The sequence below is a fragment of the Ruegeria sp. YTSA168 genome (genome assembly GCF_059610045.1).
The window spans coordinates 82,269-104,317 of record NZ_JBXWMW010000011.1; the positions used below are offsets into that span (position 1 = coordinate 82,269).

A 22,049-nucleotide genomic window follows, 5' to 3' on the forward strand; every position below is an offset into this window, starting at 1 on the left:
GACGGGCCGCGCGCCCGTTTTTTTGTGCCCGATTGAAGGGTAGAGAACCTGATGACAAACGACCTTATAGCCAAAGCGGCCATCGACCGGCGACTGGCCGAGATCATCACCCCCGTGATCGAGGATCTGGGGTATGAACTTGTCCGCATCCGTTTGATGAGCGGCAAGACCACCACGATGCAGATCATGGCCGATAAGCCCGATGGCGGTATCGAAGTGGATGACTGCGCCGAGATTTCGAACGCGGTCAGCGCCACACTGGATGTCGAGGACCCGATTTTGGACGCTTATACGCTGGAAGTGTCCAGCCCCGGGATCGATCGGCCCCTGACCCGTCTCAAGGATTTTGAGACTTTCGAGGGATACGAGGCCAAGATCGAAACTACCGAACTGATTGACGGTCGCCGCCGATTCAAGGGTGAACTGGCTGGGATCGAAGGGGATGAGGTTCTGATCAACATCCCCGAAGGGCCTGAAACCATCACCATCGGTCTGCAATTCGACTGGCTGAGCGACGCCAAGCTTGTGCTGACCGATGATTTGATCAAGGAAATGCTGCGCCAGCGCAAAGACGCCGGTGCCCTGAACGAAAACGCTTTCGACGAGATTGAGACCGAAGGGTCCGAAGAGGAGACGAACTGATGGCAATCACCTCAGCCAACCAGCTGGAGCTGCTGCAGACCGCCGAGGCCGTGGCCCGCGAAAAGATGATCGACCCCGGTCTGGTTGTCGAAGCGATGGAAGAATCGCTCGCGCGTGCCGCCAAGAGCCGTTACGGCGCCGAGATGGACATCCGCGTCAGCATCGACCGCAAGACCGGCAAGGCGACCTTTACTCGCGTCCGCACCGTGGTCGAGGATGAAGAGCTTGAGAACTATCAGGCAGAGTTTACCGTCGAGCAAGCCAAACAATACATGGAAAACCCCGAGGTCGGTGATGTCTTCGTCGAAGAAGTGCCTCCGGTTGAAATGGGCCGAATTGCGGCTCAGTCCGCCAAGCAGGTAATCCTGCAAAAGGTTCGCGAAGCCGAGCGGGATCGTCAGTACGAAGAATTCAAGGATCGTGCAGGTACCATCATCAACGGTGCCGTCAAGCGCGAGGAATTCGGCAACGTCATCGTCGATCTGGGCGGTGCCGAGGCTGTTCTGCGCCGCAATGACAAGATCGGCCGCGAAAGCTATCGCCCGAATGACCGTGTGCGTGCGTATATCAAAGAGGTTCGTCGCGAAGTACGTGGCCACCAGATCTTCCTGTCGCGCACTGCGCCGGAATTCATGGCCGAGCTGTTCAAAATGGAAGTGCCGGAAATCTATGATGGTATCATCGAGGTCAAGGCCGTGGCCCGTGACCCTGGTTCACGCGCCAAGATTGCCGTGATTTCCTATGACGGTTCCATCGACCCCGTCGGTGCCTGCGTTGGTATGCGCGGTAGCCGCGTGCAAGCCGTTGTGAACGAGCTGCAGGGTGAAAAAATTGACATCATCCCGTGGAACGAAGATCAGCCGACTTTCCTGGTGAATGCTCTGCAGCCTGCCGAGGTCTCCAAGGTTGTTCTGGACGAAGAAGCTGGCAAGATCGAAGTTGTGGTCCCCGAGGAGCAACTGAGCCTCGCCATCGGTCGCCGTGGTCAGAACGTGCGTCTGGCCAGCCAGCTGACCAACCTGGACATCGATATCATGACCGAGGCCGAAGAATCGGCGCGTCGTCAGAAGGAATTCGAAGCTCGCACTCAGCTGTTCATGGAAACGCTGGATCTGGACGAATTCTTCGCCCAGCTGCTGGTGTCGGAAGGGTTCACCAACCTCGAAGAGGTGGCCTATGTCGAGATCGAAGAACTCTTGGTCATCGACGGTGTGGACGAAGGCACCGCACAGGAATTGCAGACGCGTGCGCGGGAATTCCTGGAGGCACAGGCCAAGGCGGCGCTGGATGCGGCTCGTGCGCTGGGCGTCGAGGACAGCCTTATTGAATTCGAAGGCCTGACACCCCAGATGGTAGAGGCGCTGGCCAAGGATGATGTGAAGACGCTGGAAGACTTCGCAACCTGTGCTGACTGGGAACTGGCCGGTGGCTGGACCACGGTCGATGGCGAACGCATCAAGGATGACGGTGTTCTGGAACCCTTCGGCGTCACGCTGGAAGAAGCGCAGGATTTGGTGATGACAGCGCGCATCATGCTGGGTTGGGTTGATCCGGCCGAGCTGGAGCAGGCTGAAGACGAAGACAGCGACGTTGCAGAAGAGGAGGCCGAGGCCTGATTTCAGGGCCTCGGGTGCGCACATGGGTCGCAGTGGCGTCCATAAGGATCGGGCCGACGGGCCAGAGCGGAAATGCATCGCCACGGGCGAGGTACAGCCCAAATATGGGCTGATCCGCTTTGTCGCCGGACCAGATGGGCAGGTCTATCCGGATGTCGCGGCGAAACTGCCGGGGCGCGGGGTTTATGTGGCGGCAGATCGCACCGCATTGGACAAGGCCGTTGGCAAAAAGCTGTTCTCGCGCGGGTTCAAGGCGCAGGTAAGCGCACCCAAAGACCTGATCGACGAGGTGGAAAAGCAGGTTGCACGCCGGGTGATCGAGCTGTTGAGTCTGGCGCGCAAGTCTGGTGATGCGGTCGCGGGTTATGAAAAGGTCAAGACCTGGCTGGACCGTGAAGAGGCGCAAGTGCTGCTTCAGGCCGCAGATGGATCGGGGCGTGGCAAGTCGAAACTCAGCACGCCGCACTTTGGAAAATACATCGGTTGGCTGACGGCAGACGAATTAGGACAGGCATTTGGGCGCCAAACGGTGATTCATGCGGCCTTGGCCTCTGGCGGACTCGCCAAACGTGTTGTAGAGGAAGCGCAGCGCCTGCGTGGCTTGCGCGAAACGGATGACGGCGGCAGGGGCCGCGCGGAAGGGTAAGAAGCTTTATGAGCGATAATGACGGCAAAAAGACATTGGGTCTTCGTGGCGGGGCGCGCCCCGGAAATGTGAAACAGAGTTTCAGCCACGGACGCACCAAGAATGTCGTGGTGGAAACCAAGCGCAAGCGCGTGGTGGTTCCCAAGCCGGGTGCCAGCAAGCCGGGTGGCGGTGCTGCGCCGTCGGGTGATCCGTCGCGTCGTCCTGCAGGCATTTCCGATGCGGAAATGGCACGCCGTATGAAGGCATTGCAGGCCGCCAAGGCCCGCGAATCCGAAGAAGCGGCACAGCGTGAAGCGCAGGAAAAAGCGCGTGAAGAAGAACGTGCCCGCCGTCGTGCAGAGCAAGAGGCCAAGGAGCGCGAGCAGCGCGAAGCTGAAGAACGCGCTCGCGCCAAGGCCGAAGAAGAAGAACGTCAGCGCAAAGAGGCTGAAGAAGCCGCCAAGCGCGCGGCTGCGGCTCCGGCTCCTGAAGAACCAAAAGCCGCGCGCAGCCCGGCTAGCAAACCTGCGCCAGCAGCGACACCACGCAAGCAGGATCGCGAGCGTGAGCAGCGCGGCAACCGCGGCAAGGGACGTGATGACAACCGCCGCTCGGGCAAGCTGACACTGGGTCAGGCGACCGGCGGCGAAGGCAACCGCCAGCGTTCGATGGCAGCCATGAAGCGCAAGCAGGAGCGCGCGCGTCAGAAAGCCATGGGCGGCACGGTCGAGCGGGAAAAGGTCATTCGTGATGTTCAGCTCCCTGAGGCGATCATGGTTTCGGAACTGGCCAACCGTATGGCCGAGCGTGTGGCCGATGTGGTCAAGTCGCTGATGCAGATGGGCATGATGGTTACACAGAACCAGACCATCGACGCCGATACTGCGGAACTGATCATCGAAGAGTTTGGGCATAAGGTGACTCGCGTCTCCGATTCGGATGTCGAAGACGTCATCAAAGAGGTTGAAGACAGCGAAGACGATCTGCAGTCGCGCCCGCCGGTCATTACCATCATGGGTCACGTTGACCACGGGAAAACCTCGTTGTTGGACGCTATCCGCGACGCGCGCGTTGTGGCTGGAGAGGCCGGGGGCATCACCCAGCACATTGGCGCTTATCAGGTAAAAACCGATGGCGGAACGACACTGAGTTTCCTGGATACACCGGGCCACGCGGCCTTTACTTCGATGCGTTCGCGCGGGGCTCAGGTCACGGATATCGTGGTTCTGGTTGTTGCCGCCGATGATGCGGTGATGCCGCAGACGATCGAGGCGATCAACCACGCCAAAGCGGCCGAAGTGCCGATGATCGTGGCGATCAACAAGGTCGACAAGCCAGATGCAAACCCGGACAAGGTGCGCACCGATCTGTTGCAGCACGAAGTCATTGTCGAGAAGATGTCGGGTGAAGTTCAGGACGTCGAAGTGTCCGCGATCACCGGCCAGGGTCTGGACGAATTGCTGGAGGCCATTGCGCTGCAGGCCGAGATTCTGGAATTGAAAGCCAACCCCAACCGCGCCGCCCACGGTGCCGTGATCGAAGCACAGCTGGATGTGGGCCGCGGCCCCGTCGCCACTGTTCTGGTTCAGAACGGCACACTGCGTCAGGGCGATATCTTCGTCGTGGGTGAGCAATACGGTAAGGTTCGTGCGCTGATCAACGACAAGGGTGAGCGCGTCAAAGAGGCTGGCCCCTCGGTTCCGGTCGAGGTTCTGGGTCTCAACGGTACGCCCGAAGCGGGCGACGTTCTGAACGTGACCGAGACCGAAGCGCAAGCGCGCGAGATTGCCGCCTATCGCGAGCAGGCCGCCAAGGACAAACGCGCCGCCGCCGGTGCCGCGACGACCCTTGAGCAGCTGATGCAGAAGGCCAAGGAAGACGAGAACGTCGACGAACTACCAATTCTGATGAAAGCAGACGTTCAAGGCTCGGCTGAGGCCATCGTTCAGGCGATGGAGAAGATCGGCAACGACGAAGTGCGCGTGCGCGTTCTGCACTCGGGCGTAGGTGCAATTACCGAAACGGATGTCGGCCTGGCCGAGGCTTCCGGTGCGCCGATCCTTGGCTTCAACGTGCGTGCCAATGCGTCGGCGCGGAACACAGCGAACCAGAAGGGTGTGGAAATCCGGTATTATTCGGTGATCTATGACCTCGTGGATGACGTGAAAGCTGCCGCATCCGGCCTGCTGAGCGCCGAGATCCGCGAGAAGTTCATCGGTTATGCCGAAATTCGCGAAGTCTTCAAAGTCACTGGCGTTGGCAAGGTTGCCGGCTGTCTGGTCACCGAAGGCGTTGCCCGCCGGTCCGCAGGCGTGCGCCTGCTGCGCGACAATGTGGTGATCCACGAAGGCACGCTGAAGACGCTGAAACGCTTCAAGGACGAAGTGACCGAGGTTCAGTCGGGTCAGGAATGCGGTATGGCATTTGAGAACTACGATGATATACGCCCCGGCGACGTGATCGAGATTTTCGAGCGCGAAGAAGTCACTCGAACGCTGGACTAACTCGGTTCACGAAGAAATTTGAAGCAGCGGTCCAATCGGGCCGCTGTTTTTTTGCGCGGCGAACTTACGGTGCATTGTTTGAGGCGTTCTGCTTCCGGATGGTATCAATCACCATGCAACCTCGGACCTGCTGCCAAGTTGATCTGATCCAATGGCAGGTGTGCGGACGGAGCGGCTGTCAGTATCTTAAGGCTCAATAGCCGCTTCAGCTTGCGGCGAGGCTTTCGGTGCTGAGATCTCCCTTCGCTTCAGGATCCAAGCTGCAAGCGCTTTCAACCCAACGCCCGTCCGGAACTCAAACTCTTCGTAGTGAAAATTTCGAGCATTTACGCCACACTGCGCCAAGCCTTTCCTGAGTGTATCACGCAGCGAAACGGGACCGCAGAATGAGACACGCATCTTTGACAGATTGCCGTGAACACCTTGGGAAATCATCTCTGCTGAAAGTCTCTTTCCCTCGTTCGAGGTGACCAAGTGCAGGTCAAGGTTAGATTTCGCACCCGCAAGGGCCTTCAGCTCCGAAAGATGTGGTGCTTGGTCCCTGGATTTTACGCAGTAAAAGAGATCAACGTGCTCGGCGCTTTCTTCAAGAGCATGTGCCCAAGCCAGAAACGGGGTAATGCCGATGCCCCCGGCAACCCAGATCTCTTGCGTTTTTCCAGTATGTCGAAACCTGCCAAAAGGTCCCTGGACCCGTACATCCTGACCAATCTGAACCGCGTTCTTGAGGCTAGCTGTGAAATCGCCGAGTGCCTTGATCGTTACCCGCAGCGAGCCGTTTTCATCAATCTTCGAAAAGCTGAATGGATGAGGCTCCGCCTTGCCCGCGCCAGTGAACCGCAACACACCGAACTGCCCCGGTTTGGGGCGCATTGGTTTCCCTTCAGGTGACAATGTGATGGCCATGGCGTCACCCGTGGCTTCAATGTCTACGATCTTGTAGCCGTAGCTCGGGCGCATCGTTTCTGGCAGAAGCATCCAGATGTATGCCGCAAGCCCCACCAAACAGAAAAACCCGGTATAGAGCCCTGACGGGTCGCTCATGGCAAAGGGCTTCATGATGAAAAAGAAATGGAATGTCCCTGCGGCGAACATCGCTCCCATGGCTTTGTGGGTCCATTTCCAGAGGTGATATGGAATGAACGTCGCAACCGACACGACCACGAGGATCAACAAGCCATAAAGGCTGATCTCGCCTAAGGTTTCCGCCAATTCGTTAAGTGCAGTTTCGCGGCCCAGGCCGCTCATGTCCGCATCAATCGTATCGTGCAGCAAAAGCGCTATCATGACGAGGATGCCTGCCCATTTGTGCAAGACGTAAACGCGGTCCAACCCACCAAAGAAGGTTTCAATCCCTCGCAACCGAGTAGATAGGATTTGCCCCCAAGCCATCAGGGTCAACGCTGCAAGACCAAGAAACTGTGAAAAGAGGGCAACCTTGTCAGTCACATTCGGCAGCGAAAAGAGTTGAAATGCGGGAAAGAGCGCTGTCGCCGCAATGATCAAAAGTCCAATAGGGTTCATGATAATGTCCTAAATTGCCGCTTTCTGCGTCGAAGCAACCAAGCTATCTGCCATGAGATCATCTAGAAAAACGCTTATGAGCTGCAAACGTCCTGCGACATCTGCCTTCTTGTAGACAGAGGCGCATTGCGCCTTCACCGTTCCCTGCTTGGTGTCACGAATCTTGGCCATTTCCGCGATGGAAAACCCTTTGATTGCCAGAATTGCAATCTCACTTTCAGCATTGGTCAGCGACCAGTCCTTGAAGCGCGATTCCATGACCTCCGTGAATGCGCCAGAAGCGATCTTGATCTGATTTTCCAGTTGGTCATGCCGCGTCAGCAATTGACGGAGTTCATTGCCGGTAAACGCCAACCCAAAAAACAAGGCGATCGTCACCAACGCCTCGAGAACGTCGCTTTCCGCGAAGCGGTTGAATGAGGAAGGCCAAAGCAGATCCCACACGATGTCCATCAGGAAATACGCACAACAGATGGCTTGAAGCGCAAAAAGGGACCAAAGAACCGCAACACGAGACATATTCAAACCTTCATCCTTGGCAAAGGTGCGCCCCTTTTGGAGGGCACACACGAAAATGTTTAATTATTTTCTCCTTCGTCGTCATCCTCGTTTGCGTCTTCACCGTCCTCGTCATCATCCTGGTAGGCGTTGAGCACCAAGCTGGTTTCCGGCGAGACCTCGAACTCGAAGGATTGACCGCCGATCGTGGCTTCGACTTCGATTTCTCCATCCTCCGTTTCGATCTCGGTGATGGTATATCCCTGTGCTTCCAATGCAGCTTGGATAGCAGTCTCCGAAGACCCGAGTTGATCACCAATGTTGACCTGCGCAAGCGCAGCGCCGGGGATAAGAAGCGATGCAAGAAGAGCCGTTTTGCCAAGGTTGGCCATGTTGTTTTCCTTTCATTGACTGATGTCACCGCGTTGTGCGGTTGCTTCTACATCGGCGGAATAGTCACCGGGAAAAATTGGACTTTCGGGAGGTTTTGAGCGGCCTAGGCCGAATGTTTACGAATGAAATCGGCCATTCGTGCGGTCCGCTGCATCGGTGAGTTTGGGCTCCAAGCTGACATTCGAAGCTCTGCACAAAAGTGTGGTTTGTTATGGTTGTATCGGTTTGCGATGCGGCGAAAATCTCGCCGAAGTCCAATACTCTGCCTACTGTGACACCGCCAAAAACGTCCTCGAATGCATGATGATATCAAAATGGTGCATCCCCTTTTGCAGGTCGAAACTGACGGCATGCCCGGCTTTGCGCAGCAGTTCCGCATAGTCCCGGCTTTGGCGGATGAACTCGGGCGTGTCCCTTTCGGCGACGGTCACGTGGTAGCGCGGACCGGGACGAGGCAGGTTGCGGATGGGCGACAGGTCATTTACCTCGACCGGGGTCAGTTGCAGCGGGTCGTTCACCGGGGTCAGGCTGATCGGTTCCAGATCATAGACCCCGCTGATCAGGATCACATCACGCACCCGCAACCCGGCGCGGGCCAGATCGTTGGCTGAACGTGCCATGACCATACTGGCCAGATGCGCGCCTGCGCTGTGCCCTGATAGCGTGATCCGCGAGGGATCAAACCCAAGCGTTTCGGCCTGCGAGGCCAGCCATAACAGCGCGTTGCTGCATTCTTCGACCATATCCCCGATGCGGGCGTCGGGGGCGAGCGTGTAGTTCAGCGTCGCAAAGGAGTGTTCAGCCTCGATCAAGGTCGGGGCCATCATAGCAGACTCGCGCTGGCTGAGCGCCTGCCAATATCCACCATGGATGAATACATGGAGCGGCGCGCCTGCGCCTTTGGCCGGGAAGAAATCCAGAACCTGAGTTGGGCTTTCGCCATATGCAAGGTTTTCTTGCACGGTCATTTGCGCGCGGTGTTGTGCACTCAGGGCGGCATAACTGTTCAGATAAGGCGTGAGGTCGCCGCCGACCATGGAACTGGGGGAATATTCCTGCTCCAGCTCGGACTTGGAAAACCCGCGATACAGCATCACCTACTCCTGATCTGTGTACATCAACTCGGTACGTACATCGTAGAGATCATGGAAGAACCGCAGATCCAAGGCCTTGCGCAAGAAGGAGACGCCGCTGGATCCGCCTGTGCCCGGTTGGTTGCCGATCACGCGCTCGACTGCAGTGACATGATCGAAGCGCCAGCGCTGGAACAGGGATTCCACATCCATCAGCTTTTCTGCCAGCGCATACAGCTGCCAATACCGGCCCGTATCGCTGTACACTTGCGCCCAGATTTTCACCACGCGAGCGTCCCCTGAATAGGGTTGTGCATAGTCGCGGTCCAACAGGTCTTGCGGTACATCGAAGCCCTGGCGCGCAAGCATATGCAACACCTCATCATACAGCGACGGTTTTGTCAGGGCCGCGTTCAGCTGCTCCATGACCTCGGGATCATGTTCATGAACCTTCAGGGTCGAGGCATCCTTATTGCCCAGAATGAATTCGATCTGGCGGTACCCGTAGCTTTGAAAGCCGGACGAACTGCCAAGGGCCTGACGGAATGTCATGTAATCGGCAGGTGTCATGGTCAGCAGGGTTTCCCATGCGGTGATCAACTGCCGTTGAATGGCTTTGATCCGGTCGATGTTCTTCATCGCCGGGCCGAATTCATCCTGCTGCAAGAAGCGTCGTACTTCGACCAGTTGGTGATGCATCAGTTTCAGCCATAGCTCACTGACCTGATGGATGATGATGAATAGCATTTCATCCGGCTGGGCCGGGTCCTGAAACGTACGTTGCAGGTTCAGCAGGGTCTTGAGTTGCAGAAAGTCGCCATAGCTTTTGCGGTGGGTCTCGGCGAAATTGGTGACCAGTGAGTCCTCAATCCCGCGTTCAAGGTACCGGTCTTCATTGGCTTTATCGCTCATGCTGCCTCCCCACGCGCGCTGTTTGCTACGTGTGTAGAGGCTGCGTTTGCAACTTTCCAGTGGTTCAAGTCCAGTCCAGAACAACCTTGCCGGATTGGCCGGACTTCATGGCGGCAAAGCCTTTGTCAAAGTCGTCCACGCCATAGCGATGGGTGATCACACGACTGACATCCAAACCGTTCTGCAACATGGCGATCATCTTGTACCAGGTCTCAAACATCTCGCGGCCATAGACACCCTTGATGGTGATTGCCTTGAATACGATGCGGGACCAATCGACCGGGGATTTGCCAGGGGGGATACCCAGCAGAGCAATCTTGCCGCCCATCACCAAGGCTTCGACCATCTGGTCCAGCGCGGCCTGAGACCCAGACATTTCCAGACCAACGTCAAAACCCTGTTGCATCCCAAGCTCGGTGATGACGTCGTTCAGGTCCTCGGCGGATACATCGACAGGGCGCACGGTTGGCACCACATGTTTGGCCAGCTTTAACCGATCGGCGTTGATATCAGTAATCACCACGTTTCGAGCACCCGCATGGCGCGCAACGGCGGCGGCCATGATCCCGATCGGGCCTGCGCCAGTGATCAGAACATCCTCGCCCAGCAGATCGAAACTTAGTGCGGTGTGAACGGCATTGCCGAGCGGGTCGAGGATGGCGCCGATTTCATCAGGCACCTCATCGGGCAGCGGGACGACATTGAAGGCGGGCAGCTTTAGGTATTCAGCAAAGGCACCTTGTTCATTCACGCCGATCCCGCGGGTGCCGGGATCCAGATGGAACTTGCCTGCACGGCTTTGGCGGCTGTCGGTGGTGATCAGGTGACCTTCGCCAGAACACCGCTGCCCAATCTCAAGCGCGGTCACGTTCCGCCCGATCTCGACAATCTGACCGGCAAATTCATGGCCTGTGATCATCGGAACCGGCACGGTATGAGACGCCCAGTCATCCCAATTCCAGATGTGAATATCCGTGCCACAAATGCCGGTCTTGTTGACGCGGATTAAGACCTCGTCCGGGCCGATCTCGGGCACTGGGGCCTGCACCATCCACAACCCCTCTTCAGGTTTGGATTTCTCCAGCGCTTTCATCGTGTTGGGGCGCATCAGATCACTCCCAGGTCCTTGCCGACCTTGCCAAAGGCAGCCAAGGCGCGATCCAGTTCCTCGCGCGTCAGGGCTGCATTCATCTGCGTTCTGATCCGCGCTTGCCCGCGCGGGACAACCGGGAAGAAGAAGCCCGAGACATAAACGCCTTCCTCAAATAGCTTTGCCGCCATATCCTGTGCCAGCTGAGCCTCACCCAGCATGACGGGGATGATCGGATGTTCCCCGGGCAGCAGATCAAACCCCAGCTTCTCTAGCCCGGCGCGCCAGTACTTGGCGTTGCCGAACAGTTGGGCGCGCAGCATGTCACCTTCTTCGACCAGCCGAATTGCCTCCAACCCGGCGGCGACGATGGAGGGCGGCAGCGAGTTTGAGAACAGATAGGGCCGCGCCCGCTGCCGCAGCAGGTCGATTACTGGTTGGCGCGCAGCGATGTAGCCGCCGATTGCCCCCCCAAGTGCCTTGCCCAGGGTTCCCGTCAGGATGTCGACTTCAACACCGAAGTGATCTGGCGTGCCAGCCCCGTTCGGCCCCATGAAGCCAGTCGCGTGGCAATCGTCGACCATGACAATGGCGTCGTATTTGTCGGCCAGTTCGCGGATTTTCGGCAGGTTGGCCAGATAGCCGTCCATCGAAAATACGCCGTCAGTGGCGATCATGATATGTCGCGCGCCGTCCTCGCGTGCTTGTTTCAACCACGCCTCGAGATCGTTCATGTCGTTGTTCATGTAGCGATAGCGCTTGGCCTTGCACAGGCGCACGCCGTCGATGATCGAAGCGTGGTTAAGACTGTCCGAGATGATAGCATCCTCGGGGCCCAGTAACGGTTCGAACAGCCCCCCGTTTGCGTCAAAACAGGCAGCGAACAGGATTGAGTCGTCCTTGTTCAGGAACTCGGCCAGCTTCTGTTCCAACTCCCGGTGGATATCCTGGGTGCCACAGATGAACCGAACGGAGGCCATGCCAAAGCCTTTCGGCTCCATCGCATTTGTTGCTGCGTCGATCAGTGCGGGATGATCCGCCAGACCCAGATAGTTATTGGCGCACAGGTTGATCACCTGTTTGTCGCCTACCGTAATCTCACCGCCCTGAGGCGAGGTGATCATGCGTTCGCGTTTATACAAACCCTCGGATTCGATCTGTGCGAGTGTGTCCGTGATGTGGGACAGGAATGCATCTGCCATGGCGACCTCCGATCAACTGAGTCGCATATCTATCATAACGGATACGTTTCCCAAATAGGGGAAATACAATATTCAGGAAAAATATCCGCGAAGACGGATTTCACGGATCAGGCGTTCTTGACGATCAGGAACACGCGCGCTGCATCAATCGCTGAAATGGAATGCACAATGTCGACCGCATATCGCGCGGTATCGCCTTGGTGCAGTTCGGAAACCGCCGCGCCAGAGGTAATACGGACAGCACCTTCAAGCACGGTCAGCTGTTCCCGTGCCCCCCGCGCATGCGGTTGGCTGTTCAGCGCCCCACCGGCTTCGAACTGGATATCGTAGACCTCATGCCCTCCGGCCTCTTCCGGGGGAGAGAGGATGCGGATGCGGCATTTCTCGCCCATATTGTCGATGCTGGGCACTTCGGCCTGACGCAAAACTTCGATCTGGTCGGTGCTGTTGGCATCGTCCAGAAGGCCCGCGAAATCGACCTGCAAGGCGCGGGTCAGGTTCCACAAGGTCGAGATGGTGGGGCTGCTTTCGCCGCGTTCGATCTGGCTGACCATGGACCGCGAGACGCCGCTGAGATTGGCCACCGCTTCCAGCGAAAGCCCTTTGGCCCGGCGCGCCTCTTTCAGGCGGGCGGGCAGGCGGGTCAGGATATCGTCTGTGTTTTCCGTCATGACGGAATCCATGCGTGTTGCGAGAGCGGATGTCAATTCTGACCGTGACGGGACGTCTTGCGCGACAGGGTCATTCAGCGGGTGCATAGTAAGCGCAAATTCAGGAGGATTGTCCCATGACCGATATTGTAATTCTCGACGGTGCGCGCACCGCAATTGGCACCTTTGGCGGTGCATTGGCATCGACTGCGCCGATTGAGCTGGCAACCGTGGCGACTGAAGCAGCGCTTGAGCGTTCGGGTGTTGAAGGTGCTCAGATCGGGACCGTTGTCTTTGGTCATGTGATCAATACCGAGCCGCGCGATATGTACCTCTCGCGGGTTGCAGCGATGCAGGCCGGGATCCCGAACGGGACACCTGCGATGAATGTGAACCGTCTGTGTGGTTCTGGTGCGCAGGCCATTGTGTCGGCGGTGCAGGCGCTGATGCTGGGTGACGCGGATTTTGCGGTGGCAGGCGGTGCTGAGAGCATGTCTCGCAGCCCCTATATCGTGCCTCAGGCGCGCTGGGGGGCAAAGATGGGTGATGTATCATCCTTGGATATGATGCTGGGGGCGCTGAACTGCCCGTTCGGAACTGGCCATATGGGTGTTACGGCCGAGAACGTTGCGGATGAGCATCAGATCAGCCGTGAACAGATGGATGCGTTTGCCCTAACCAGCCAGACCCGCGCGGCGGCTGCGATTGAGGCAGGATATTTCGAAAGCCAGATCGCGCCGGTTCAGGTCAAGATTAAGCGGGACATGGTTGACTTTGTGGTGGACGAACACCCCAAAGCGACCACCGCCGAAGCGCTGGCTGGTCTGCGTCCGGTATTCAAGAAAGAGGGGCGCGTGACGGCGGGCAATGCCTCGGGCATCAATGATGGCGCCGCGGCGATGGTTCTGGCCACAGCGGATGCGGCGGAGAAGGCTGGGTTGAAGCCCAAGGCGCGGGTGTTGGGATATGCCCATGCAGGCGTCAGGCCCGAGGTGATGGGGATTGGCCCGGTTCCAGCGGTTCAGCACCTGTTGAAGAAGACAGGCTTGTCAGCGGCAGACTTTGATGTGATCGAAAGCAACGAGGCCTTCGCCTCGCAAGCTTTGGCGGTCAATCAGGAACTTGGTTTGGATGCTGCGAAGGTGAACCCGAATGGTGGAGCGATCGCGCTGGGACATCCGGTCGGTGCGACGGGTGCGATCATCACTCTGAAGACACTATACGAGCTGGAGCGCACAAGGGGGTCGAAGGGATTGATTACCATGTGCATTGGGGGCGGTCAGGGAATCGCCCTTGCCATCGAACGGCTTTGATCAGAGATCGGGCGGGGGGCTGTCTGCCCCCCATCGCGCCATGGGCGCGATTCCCCCCGAGGATATTTATGGCCAGATGAAGCAGGTGGGCTGGATCTAGCTGAGCGTCATGATCAGAAGAACCGCCGCAGCTCCGAGAACGGCGCCGAGTACGGTTGTGAGGATGCCGCGTAGAAGGCCTGAATCATTGGGCTCTTCTTTTTGCGTTTGTGCGATGAGTGCGTTTTCTACCAGCGCGGGCAGACGCGGGCCGAACCTGGCCAGAACCAGAGCGGTTTTTCCAAAGTCCCGCAGCGCCGCGCGTGGGCCGATTGAGCGTTTGATGTAATCTTCGACCACGGGGCGGGCGACTTCCCAGATATTCATATGCGGATCGAGTGAACGGGCGACGCCTTCGACGACAACCATGGTGCGTTGCAGCAGAATCAATTCGGTCCGGGTTTCCATGCCGAAGCGTTCGGTCACCTCGAACAGGTAGTTTAGCAGGCGACCCATGGAAATATGTGAGGCGTCCATTCCAAAGATGGGTTCGCCCACTGCGCGCAGGGCGCGCGCGAATTCGTCGACATCCCGGTCGGCTGGGACGTATCCGGCCTCGAAATGAACCTCGGCCACGCGCTTATAGTCGCGGCGGATGAAGCCAAAGAGGATCTCGGCATAGACCCGGCGGGTGTATTCGTCGATATGGCCCATGATGCCGTAGTCATAAGCGATGATATCGCTGTTGGCAGCGACCTTGAGGTTGCCCTGATGCATATCGGCGTGGAAGTAGCCGTCGCGTAACGCGTGTAGCAGGAACAGGCGCAGGACGCGCTCGGCCAGATCGCGGCGATTGTGGCCCGCAGCATCCAGCGCGTCATTGTCACCCAGCGCGACCCCGTCGGCCCAGCTGAGCGTCATGACCCTGCGGGCCGATAGCGACCACACAACCGGAGGCAACCAGAACCCAGCATCATCCTTGGTGTTGGCGGCATATTCCGAAGCGGCAGCGCTTTCGAGGCGCAGGTCAAGTTCGCCACGCACGACGCCGTCGAAATGTTCGATCACCTCCATCGGGCGGAGGCGGCGTGCGCCGGGGGCAAAGAGTTGCACGATGCGGGCGGCGAAATAGAATGCGTCGACATCCTTGCGGAAGGCACGTTCGATGCCCGGGCGCAGGACTTTGACGGCCACGTCTTCGCCTGTAGTGACCAGTTTAGCCTTGTGGACCTGTGCGATCGAGGCAGCGGCGATGGGGGCGCTGAATTCACTGAAGATGTCACTGACGGGTTGCCCGAGTTCCTTTTCCACCTCAGCCATGGCTTCGGCTTTGGAGAATGGCGGGAGCTTGTCCTGCAAGACGCGCAATTGTTCGGCCAGTTCATCGCCGACAACATCGGGACGGGTCGAGAGCACCTGCCCGAACTTGATATAGGCGGGGCCAAGTGCGGTCAGGGCGCGCGTCGCGGGGGGCATATCCGGATCGCCCTTGTAGCCCAGCCATTGAAAGGGCTTACCCAGGGCGTGGGCCACGAAGCGCAACGATCTAGGGGCCTCAAACGCATCCAGTACCACGTTCATGGCGCCGGTGCGTTCCAGCGTGGCGCCCGTTCGGATCAGGCGAATGATATTGTGCGGGCCGCGCATCTAGATTTTCCAGCCGGAATGCAGCGCGGCAATTCCCATGCTTAGGTTGCGGTACTTGGCGTTTTCGAACCCGGCGGTGCGGACCATGTTCAGGAATGTCTCTTGATCGGGAAACTTGCGGATCGATTCCACGAGATACTGATAGCTGTCGTAGTCATTGGCAATCAGCTTGCCCATGCGCGGGATGACGTTGAAGCTGTAGAGGTCATAGAGTTTCTGCAGCCCGTCATTCGGCAACTGGCTGAACTCCAGCACCATCAGGCGGCCGCCGGGTTTCAGGACGCGGAACGCCTCGTTCAGCGCCTCTTGTGGGCGGGTGACGTTCCGGATGCCGAAGGAGATCGTGTAGACGTCGAAGGTGTTGTCTTCGAACGGCAGCGACATTGCATCGCCCACCACCCAGTCCAGACTTTCAGACATCTGATCCGCCTCGGCCCGTTGACGGCCTTCGATCAGCATCGATTCGGTCAGATCCAGCACGGTTGCGTGGCCATGACCGGCGCGCTTGAGGAAGCGGAAGGAAATATCTCCGGTGCCCCCGGCCACATCCAGCAGGCGTTGACCGGGACGGGGCGCGAGCCAATCCATCATCGCATCTTTCCAGATCCGGTGAATGCCCATCGACATGACATCATTCATCACATCGTATTTCGAGGCGACAGAACTGAACACGCCTTGCACGCGCTCTGCCTTGTCCGCCTCGCGCACGGTTTCGAACCCGAAATGAGTGGTGTTGTCGTTGATGTCAGACATTTGCCTTGCCGTTTGTCGAATTTCGCTTCTGTTATAGGGCCATGAGAAGCGGGCACAATGCGGCCCTTTGGTATAGGAGCCATGTAATGCCCGAGTTGCCTGAGGTCGAGACTGTAAGGCGCGGCCTTGCTCCGGCGATGGAAGGTGTGGTGATCGCGCAGGCGGACGTGAACCGCCCTGATCTGCGATGGCCATTTCCCGAGCAGATGGCCGAACGCCTAACCGGGCAACGTGTTGAACGGCTGCGGCGGCGGTCAAAGTACATTCTGGCCGATCTCAGCAGTGGTGAGACCCTTTTGGTGCATTTGGGCATGTCAGGTCGGATGACCGTGTCCGGCGATCCGTTGGGCCAGTTCGTGCATGAGCACCCAATGGCGCAGAAACATGACCATGTCGTATTCCATATGGCCAACGGAGCCCGCGTGACGTTCAATGATCCGCGCCGGTTCGGGGCGATGGACCTGTTGCAAACGGCGACGGCCGACGATCACAAGCTGCTATCTGTTCTGGGGCCAGAGCCCTTGGGCAACGACTTCCACGAACAACACCTGATCGACGCGTTCAAAGGCAAGAATACGCCCGTGAAATCGGCGCTTCTGGATCAGGGAATCGTTGCTGGTTTGGGTAACATTTACGTCTGCGAGGCGCTTTATCGAGGTCGAGTGTCGCCACGTCGCAAAGCCGGGCAGATTTCTAAGCCGCGTGTTGCAACCTTGGTACCGATCATCCGGCAGGTGCTTCAGGATGCAATTGATGCTGGCGGCTCGTCGCTGCGGGATTTCCGCCAAGCTGATGGAGAGCTTGGATATTTTCAGCACAGCTTTGACGTCTATGGGCGAGAAGATGAACCGTGCCGTACCGAAGGATGCGGCGCTTCGATCAAGAGAATCACCCAGTCCGGTCGCTCATCCTTCTATTGTGCGCAATGCCAAAGATAACTTGATCCAAGTTTTTCGCGTGATAAGGAATCGTACCTGAACGGAACAACCGGAAGCTAAACCTTATGGCTTTTGAGACGATCATCGTCGAAATCGAAGACCATGTCGGGCTGATCAAGCTGGACAGACCAGACGCAATGAATGCGCTGAACACTCAGTTGGTGAGTGAACTGTGCGACGCGCTGGAAGAAGCAGACCAGAACGATAAGGTGCGCTGCATTGTGATCACCGGCTCGGACAAGGCCTTTGCTGCAGGTGCGGACATCAAGGAGATGTCCGAGATGAGCTTTGTCGATGTGCTTAGCGCGGATCTTTTTGCCTCGGTCAACGAACGTGTAGCGGCTATTCGCAAGCCGATTATTGCGGCGGTGGCGGGTTACGCGCTGGGCGGTGGATGCGAAATGGCCATGATGTGTGATTTCATCATTGCCGCTGATACGGCCAAGTTCGGCCAGCCCGAGATTAATCTGGGTGTGATTGCAGGCATCGGTGGTACGCAACGCCTGACGCGCTTTGTCGGCAAGTCCAAAGCCATGGACATGAACCTGACGGGTCGTTTCATGGATGCGGAAGAGGCTGAACGCTCGGGGCTTGTCAGTCGGGTTGTTCCGGCCAAGAAGCTGCTTGAAGAAGCCATGGGAGCAGCACAGAAGATCGCCGAGAAATCGCTGCTGACGGCGGCCGCTGCCAAAGAGGCGGTGAACCGCAGCTATGAACTGCCCCTAAGCGAAGGTTTGTTGTTCGAGCGTCGCGTGTTCCATTCGATGTTTGCGACCGAAGATCAGAAAGAAGGCATGGCGGCCTTCCTGGAAAAGCGTGCGGCTCAGTTCCGCGACAGATAAAGCGCAAATTGGTGAGAGACTGGCGGGCAGGTCCCGCCTTTTTCATGTCTGGCAGATGCGGTTCAAGAATCGGCTTGGCAAAGCCGGAAAACTTGGGTAGGTAGCGCCGCTATACATGCGCGTGCGGCCCGCCTGGCCCGACTCACACTCGTGATTTCTGATCCGGTGCGGATATGTCCGTGGCGCGCAACCCAAGATAACCGTACCGAACAAAGGTCAAGAAACACATGGCTAACTCGCCCCAGGCAAAGAAGCGCGCCCGTCAGAACGAAAAGCGTTTCGCTGTAAACAAAGCGCGCCGTTCGCGCATCCGTACCTATCTGCGCAAAGTCGAAGAAGCGATCGCATCCGGCGACAAAGATGCTGCCACCTCAGCCCTGCGCGCGGCGCAGCCCGAGCTGATGCGTGGCGTTACAAAAGGCGTCTTCCACAAGAATACCGCAGCCCGTAAAATGTCGCGCCTGTCGGCGCGCGTCAAAGCACTGGGCTAAGTCTTCTGCATGACCTTGGGTCATGTCAGAAAGGCTGAACCAATTTCGAAGGCGTCGCGAAGTGCGGCGCCTTTTTTGCTGTTGCCGGAATGCCGCGTCCTCACAAAACCGAGAGATTCTTTCGGCCAAAGAGCCGAGTCAATATCAGAGTTTCGTTGCCGCGCCCCATGCCATCTTGCTACCACTGATTCAGCGATTCACTCGCTTGGGGGGACAGGCTGTTTCCACGATCAAACTGACGGGCATCAGAATGATTGTGGGGTTGGCGTCGATGACCGGCTTTGTCCGGGCTGCCGATTTGCTACGGATCTCGGACTAACCGATGGTTCTGGCTCTGTCTAGAAAATGTGTGTGCTATCTGCGACCCGGTTCGTCGGGCGGCTGATTTTTGTCAGCCGTCTTAACCAGAGCGCTGTTGCATTCAGGTGACGATCTCGTCGAACCATTCGGTTTGGCGCATATGACCCCTATGCGTGATGAATCCCTAAGCCGGGAAACCGGTTCCGTATGAATAAGGCCGACAGGCCAATAAAGAATGGGATGCGTGAGGCGCTGAATGACACAAGAGAAATGGGGACTACTGCGTAACAAGTTGATCAAGGTAATTGGCCGGAACAACTACACGACCTGGATTGAACCTCTGACGTTTGAAGAGTTGCAAGATGGTGTCGCGGTGTTCTCTGTGCCGACCAATTTCATGGGCAACTATGTCAGTCAGAACTTTGCCGATCTCATTTTGTATGAGCTGAACACTTCGGGGGAAACCGTGCAGCGTTTGGATTTCCGCGTTGCGGCGAATACCCCGGCGCGTCCGAATGCCGTCGCGAAACCAGTGGTCGAAGCGGCAGCAAGCGAGACCGTCGACGCGCCTGTGGCACCCCGTTCTGATGCCGCGCAAGAGGCGTTGGATTCGATGCAAGCCGCGCCTTTGGATCCGCGTTTTACCTTTGACAGCTTTGTGGTGGGCAAGCCGAACGAACTGGCTCATGCCGCCGCGCGTCGTGTGTCAGAAGGCGGGCCCGTTACATTCAACCCGCTGGTCCTCTATGGGGGTGTTGGACTGGGTAAGACCCACCTGATGCACGCCATCGCCTGGGAGCTGAAAACCAAACACCCCGAACTGAATGTGCTTTATCTGTCGGCGGAACAGTTCATGTATCGCTTCGTGCAGGCCCTGCGGGAACGCCGGATGATGGATTTCAAACATCTATTCCGGTCGGTCGACGTGCTGATGGTTGATGATGTGCAGTTCATCGCGGGCAAGGATTCCACTCAGGAAGAATTCTTTCATACCTTCAATGCGCTGGTGGATCAGAACAAGCAGATCATTATCTCGGCTGACCGCGCCCCGGGTGAGATCAAGGACCTGGAAGATCGCGTAAAATCGCGCCTGCAATGTGGATTGGTCGTCGATCTGCACCCGACCGATTACGAACTGCGTCTGGGCATCCTTCAGAACAAGGTTCAACAGCATATCAGCACTTATCCTGATCTGGTAATTGCGGATGGGGTGCTTGAATTCCTGGCTCATCGCATTTCGACCAATGTGCGCGTGTTGGAAGGCGCTTTGACCCGTCTGTTTGCTTTCGCCTCGCTGGTTGGGCGTGAGATCGACATGGAGTTGACGCAGGATTGTCTGGCCGACGTGCTGCGCGCCTCGGAACGCAAAATCACGGTCGAAGAGATTCAACGCAAAGTGTCCGACTACTACAACATCCGTTTGTCGGACATCATCGGGCCCAAACGTCTGCGCTCTTACGCGCGTCCGCGTCAGGTGGCGATGTATCTGTGCAAGCAATTGACCAGTCGCTCCTTGCCCGAAATAGGGCGCCGGTTTGGTGGACGCGACCACACCACGGTCATGCATGGTGTCAAGCGGATCGAAGAATTGAAAGTCACCGATGGCCAGATCGCGGAAGACGTGGAAATGTTGCGCCGCGCGCTCGAAGCCTGAGGTCTAAGGCATAACCAGTCAGCGATGCCCCGGATGTAATGTTCGGGGCGTTTTCTTGTGCGGTATTGTCCACGGTCGCGCGTGAACTGTATCTGGCAGCGCACGCGCCCCTTGACCGAACGAGTTTTCCAAACCAGAAATCCGTAAAAAATCCTTGTGCCTCAGGGTGGAACCGCTAACGTGCCAGTCCCGCCCATTTCGGCACGCAAGTCAGAGGAATTAAGGGTATGAAGATCAGCATCGAACGCGGCACCCTTCTCAAGGCCGTTTCACAGGCCCAATCTGTTGTCGAACGCCGGAACACGATCCCGATACTGGCCAATGTGCTGATCGAGGCCGAAGGGGATCAGGCTCAGTTCCGTGCCACCGATCTGGATATCGAGGTTGTCGACAAAGCCCCCGCTCAGGTAGAGAAGGCCGGGGCGACGACGGTGGCTGCGACAACGCTGCATGAAATTGTGCGCAAATTGCCTGATGGTGCGCTGGTTACTTTGACGGCTGACAGCGCCGCGGGTCGTTTGACGGTTGAGGCCGGGCGGTCGAATTTCTCGCTGGCGACCTTGCCGAAAGAAGATTTTCCGGTGATGGCCTCGTCGGAATACGCGTCAAACTTTACAGCATCGGCGGCTTTGTTGCGTCGGCTGTTTGATAAATCGAAATTTGCCATCTCGACCGAGGAGACCCGGTATTACCTGAACGGCGTCTATATGCATGTGGCGGATGGGTCTGAGGGTGGAAAAGTGCTGCGCTGCGTGGCCACCGATGGCCACCGTTTGGCACGGATTGATGCGGATCTGCCTGATGGCGCGGCAGATTTACCGGGCGTGATTGTGCCCCGCAAAACTGTGGGAGAGCTGCGCAAGCTGCTGGAAGATGATGAGATGGATATTGCGGTTTCGGTCAGCGAAACCAAGGTGCGGTTTGCAACACCTGATATCACTCTGACCTCGAAAGTGATTGATGGCACGTTCCCTGACTACACACGTGTGATCCCGCAGGGGAATACACGGAAGCTGGAAGTGGACGCTGCCGAATTTGCGCAGGCGGTGGATCGCGTTGCGACAGTCTCGTCCGAGCGGTCTCGGGCCGTTAAGCTCCAGTTGGATGGTGATAAGCTGGTGTTGTCGGTCAATGCGCCCGACAGCGGTGCAGCCGAGGAAGAACTGGCCGTGGCGTATGGCGATGAACGGCTGGAGATCGGGTTCAACGCGAAATATCTGCTAGAGATCGCGTCTCAGGTCGATCGCGAAAACGCGGTTTTCATGTTCAATTCGGCGGGCGACCCGACCCTGATGCGCGAAGGCAATGACCTGAGTGCGGTTTATGTAGTCATGCCGATGCGCGTCTGATCGCGCTGACGCGCGATGCCTCCGGCGGAGGTATTTTTGAACAGAAGAAGG

Annotated in this window: 20 protein-coding genes; 10 read left to right on the forward strand and 10 right to left on the reverse strand. The window is 57.6% G+C overall.

The window, feature by feature from the left end; all coding sequences use genetic code 11:
- The first annotated feature begins 51 nt into the window (after positions 1-51).
- The 4 genes from rimP to infB are packed head-to-tail and all read left to right on the forward strand — an operon-like array spanning position 52 to position 5,390.
- Positions 52-642, forward strand: a complete 591-nt coding sequence (gene rimP / locus AC2FFE_RS16895; RefSeq protein WP_496847176.1) for a ribosome maturation factor RimP — start codon at positions 52-54, stop codon at positions 640-642.
- On the forward strand, positions 642-2,258 hold the full coding sequence (gene nusA, locus AC2FFE_RS16900; RefSeq protein ID WP_496820119.1) for a transcription termination factor NusA: 1,617 nt from the start codon (positions 642-644) through the stop codon (positions 2,256-2,258). Before rimP ends, nusA begins: the two co-directional genes overlap by 1 nt.
- A 22-nt stretch (positions 2,259-2,280) precedes the next feature.
- Entirely contained in the window at positions 2,281-2,904 is a 624-nt protein-coding gene (locus tag AC2FFE_RS16905) for an RNA-binding protein (RefSeq protein WP_496820118.1), read from the forward strand.
- Positions 2,905-2,912: 8 nt separating this feature from the next.
- Positions 2,913-5,390, forward strand: coding sequence for a translation initiation factor IF-2 (gene infB, locus AC2FFE_RS16910; protein WP_496820117.1), 2,478 nt, complete (start codon positions 2,913-2,915; stop codon positions 5,388-5,390).
- Between the two features lie 186 nt (positions 5,391-5,576).
- Here infB and AC2FFE_RS16915 read toward each other — a convergent pair whose 3' ends face one another.
- The 8 genes from AC2FFE_RS16915 to AC2FFE_RS16950 all read right to left on the reverse strand — a co-directional run bounded on the left by AC2FFE_RS16915 (position 5,577) and on the right by AC2FFE_RS16950 (position 12,753).
- The gene (locus AC2FFE_RS16915) at positions 5,577-6,896 is read right to left on the reverse strand and encodes a ferredoxin reductase family protein (RefSeq protein WP_496847177.1); all 1,320 of its coding nucleotides are present in this window, start codon (positions 6,894-6,896) and stop codon (positions 5,577-5,579) included.
- Between the two features lie 27 nt (positions 6,897-6,923).
- Positions 6,924-7,358 carry a helix-turn-helix transcriptional regulator gene (locus tag AC2FFE_RS16920; RefSeq protein ID WP_496847178.1) on the reverse strand — a complete coding sequence of 145 codons (435 nt, stop codon included), beginning with the start codon at positions 7,356-7,358 and terminating at the stop codon, positions 6,924-6,926.
- 134 nt (positions 7,359-7,492) lie between these two features.
- Positions 7,493-7,804: a PepSY domain-containing protein gene (locus AC2FFE_RS16925; RefSeq protein WP_496820114.1), complete on the reverse strand. Its 312-nt coding sequence runs from the start codon at positions 7,802-7,804 to the stop codon at positions 7,493-7,495.
- A gap of 267 nt (positions 7,805-8,071) precedes the next feature.
- Positions 8,072-8,899: an alpha/beta hydrolase gene (locus AC2FFE_RS16930; protein ID WP_496847179.1), complete on the reverse strand. Its 828-nt coding sequence runs from the start codon at positions 8,897-8,899 to the stop codon at positions 8,072-8,074.
- Positions 8,900-8,902: 3 nt separating this feature from the next.
- Positions 8,903-9,790, reverse strand: coding sequence for a tryptophan 2,3-dioxygenase (locus tag AC2FFE_RS16935; protein ID WP_496847180.1), 888 nt, complete (start codon positions 9,788-9,790; stop codon positions 8,903-8,905).
- Between the two features lie 64 nt (positions 9,791-9,854).
- On the reverse strand, positions 9,855-10,883 hold the full coding sequence (tdh, locus tag AC2FFE_RS16940) for an L-threonine 3-dehydrogenase (RefSeq protein ID WP_496847196.1): 1,029 nt from the start codon (positions 10,881-10,883) through the stop codon (positions 9,855-9,857).
- Positions 10,884-10,897: 14 nt separating this feature from the next.
- Positions 10,898-12,082, reverse strand: a complete 1,185-nt coding sequence (locus AC2FFE_RS16945; protein WP_496847181.1) for a glycine C-acetyltransferase — start codon at positions 12,080-12,082, stop codon at positions 10,898-10,900.
- Positions 12,083-12,189: 107 nt separating this feature from the next.
- A complete protein-coding gene (locus AC2FFE_RS16950) occupies positions 12,190-12,753 on the reverse strand; it encodes a helix-turn-helix domain-containing protein (RefSeq protein ID WP_496820110.1) in 564 nt (187 codons plus the stop codon).
- 116 nt (positions 12,754-12,869) lie between these two features.
- On the opposite strand from AC2FFE_RS16950, the gene AC2FFE_RS16955 reads away from it, so the two are divergent.
- On the forward strand, positions 12,870-14,045 hold the full coding sequence (locus tag AC2FFE_RS16955; RefSeq protein WP_496820109.1) for an acetyl-CoA C-acyltransferase family protein: 1,176 nt from the start codon (positions 12,870-12,872) through the stop codon (positions 14,043-14,045).
- A gap of 96 nt (positions 14,046-14,141) precedes the next feature.
- On the opposite strand, the gene ubiB is transcribed toward AC2FFE_RS16955, so the two are convergent.
- Together ubiB and ubiE are read right to left on the reverse strand one after the other, a co-directional pair.
- A complete protein-coding gene (ubiB, locus tag AC2FFE_RS16960; protein ID WP_496820108.1) occupies positions 14,142-15,671 on the reverse strand; it encodes a 2-polyprenylphenol 6-hydroxylase in 1,530 nt (509 codons plus the stop codon).
- Entirely contained in the window at positions 15,672-16,424 is a 753-nt protein-coding gene (gene ubiE / locus AC2FFE_RS16965) for a bifunctional demethylmenaquinone methyltransferase/2-methoxy-6-polyprenyl-1,4-benzoquinol methylase UbiE (protein WP_496847182.1), read from the reverse strand.
- A gap of 86 nt (positions 16,425-16,510) precedes the next feature.
- On the opposite strand from ubiE, the gene mutM reads away from it, so the two are divergent.
- The 5 genes from mutM to dnaN all read left to right on the forward strand — a co-directional run bounded on the left by mutM (position 16,511) and on the right by dnaN (position 21,998).
- Complete coding sequence (gene mutM / locus AC2FFE_RS16970) at positions 16,511-17,362, forward strand: bifunctional DNA-formamidopyrimidine glycosylase/DNA-(apurinic or apyrimidinic site) lyase (RefSeq protein ID WP_496820106.1); 852 nt, start codon at positions 16,511-16,513, stop codon at positions 17,360-17,362.
- A 65-nt stretch (positions 17,363-17,427) separates the two neighbouring features.
- Entirely contained in the window at positions 17,428-18,204 is a 777-nt protein-coding gene (gene acuK / locus AC2FFE_RS16975) for an acryloyl-CoA hydratase (RefSeq protein ID WP_496820105.1), read from the forward strand.
- A 227-nt stretch (positions 18,205-18,431) separates the two neighbouring features.
- Complete coding sequence (gene rpsT, locus AC2FFE_RS16980; RefSeq protein WP_496820104.1) at positions 18,432-18,695, forward strand: 30S ribosomal protein S20; 264 nt, start codon at positions 18,432-18,434, stop codon at positions 18,693-18,695.
- A gap of 556 nt (positions 18,696-19,251) precedes the next feature.
- On the forward strand, positions 19,252-20,649 hold the full coding sequence (gene dnaA, locus AC2FFE_RS16985) for a chromosomal replication initiator protein DnaA (protein WP_496847183.1): 1,398 nt from the start codon (positions 19,252-19,254) through the stop codon (positions 20,647-20,649).
- A 227-nt stretch (positions 20,650-20,876) separates the two neighbouring features.
- Entirely contained in the window at positions 20,877-21,998 is a 1,122-nt protein-coding gene (dnaN, locus tag AC2FFE_RS16990) for a DNA polymerase III subunit beta (protein WP_496820102.1), read from the forward strand.
- Positions 21,999-22,049 lie beyond the last annotated feature (51 nt).

What these genes read in the sequence shown, in the direction of transcription:
- infB (WP_496820117.1), top strand. Translation starts at nt 2,913, where the DNA reads ATGAGCGATAATGACGGCAAAAAGACATTGGGTCTTCGTGGCGGGGCG.
- AC2FFE_RS16925 (WP_496820114.1), bottom strand. Translation starts at nt 7,804, where the DNA reads ATGGCCAACCTTGGCAAAACGGCTCTTCTTGCATCGCTTCTTATCCCC.
- dnaA (WP_496847183.1), top strand. Translation starts at nt 19,252, where the DNA reads ATGACACAAGAGAAATGGGGACTACTGCGTAACAAGTTGATCAAGGTA.
- nusA (WP_496820119.1), top strand. Translation starts at nt 642, where the DNA reads ATGGCAATCACCTCAGCCAACCAGCTGGAGCTGCTGCAGACCGCCGAG.
- rimP (WP_496847176.1), top strand. Translation starts at nt 52, where the DNA reads ATGACAAACGACCTTATAGCCAAAGCGGCCATCGACCGGCGACTGGCC.
- dnaN (WP_496820102.1), top strand. Translation starts at nt 20,877, where the DNA reads ATGAAGATCAGCATCGAACGCGGCACCCTTCTCAAGGCCGTTTCACAG.
- AC2FFE_RS16945 (WP_496847181.1), bottom strand. Translation starts at nt 12,082, where the DNA reads ATGGCAGATGCATTCCTGTCCCACATCACGGACACACTCGCACAGATC.
- tdh (WP_496847196.1), bottom strand. Translation starts at nt 10,883, where the DNA reads ATGAAAGCGCTGGAGAAATCCAAACCTGAAGAGGGGTTGTGGATGGTG.
- ubiB (WP_496820108.1), bottom strand. Translation starts at nt 15,671, where the DNA reads ATGCGCGGCCCGCACAATATCATTCGCCTGATCCGAACGGGCGCCACG.
- mutM (WP_496820106.1), top strand. Translation starts at nt 16,511, where the DNA reads ATGCCCGAGTTGCCTGAGGTCGAGACTGTAAGGCGCGGCCTTGCTCCG.
- rpsT (WP_496820104.1), top strand. Translation starts at nt 18,432, where the DNA reads ATGGCTAACTCGCCCCAGGCAAAGAAGCGCGCCCGTCAGAACGAAAAG.
- AC2FFE_RS16905 (WP_496820118.1), top strand. Translation starts at nt 2,281, where the DNA reads ATGGGTCGCAGTGGCGTCCATAAGGATCGGGCCGACGGGCCAGAGCGG.
- AC2FFE_RS16950 (WP_496820110.1), bottom strand. Translation starts at nt 12,753, where the DNA reads ATGACGGAAAACACAGACGATATCCTGACCCGCCTGCCCGCCCGCCTG.
- AC2FFE_RS16935 (WP_496847180.1), bottom strand. Translation starts at nt 9,790, where the DNA reads ATGAGCGATAAAGCCAATGAAGACCGGTACCTTGAACGCGGGATTGAG.
- AC2FFE_RS16955 (WP_496820109.1), top strand. Translation starts at nt 12,870, where the DNA reads ATGACCGATATTGTAATTCTCGACGGTGCGCGCACCGCAATTGGCACC.
- AC2FFE_RS16930 (WP_496847179.1), bottom strand. Translation starts at nt 8,899, where the DNA reads ATGCTGTATCGCGGGTTTTCCAAGTCCGAGCTGGAGCAGGAATATTCC.
- ubiE (WP_496847182.1), bottom strand. Translation starts at nt 16,424, where the DNA reads ATGTCTGACATCAACGACAACACCACTCATTTCGGGTTCGAAACCGTG.
- acuK (WP_496820105.1), top strand. Translation starts at nt 17,428, where the DNA reads ATGGCTTTTGAGACGATCATCGTCGAAATCGAAGACCATGTCGGGCTG.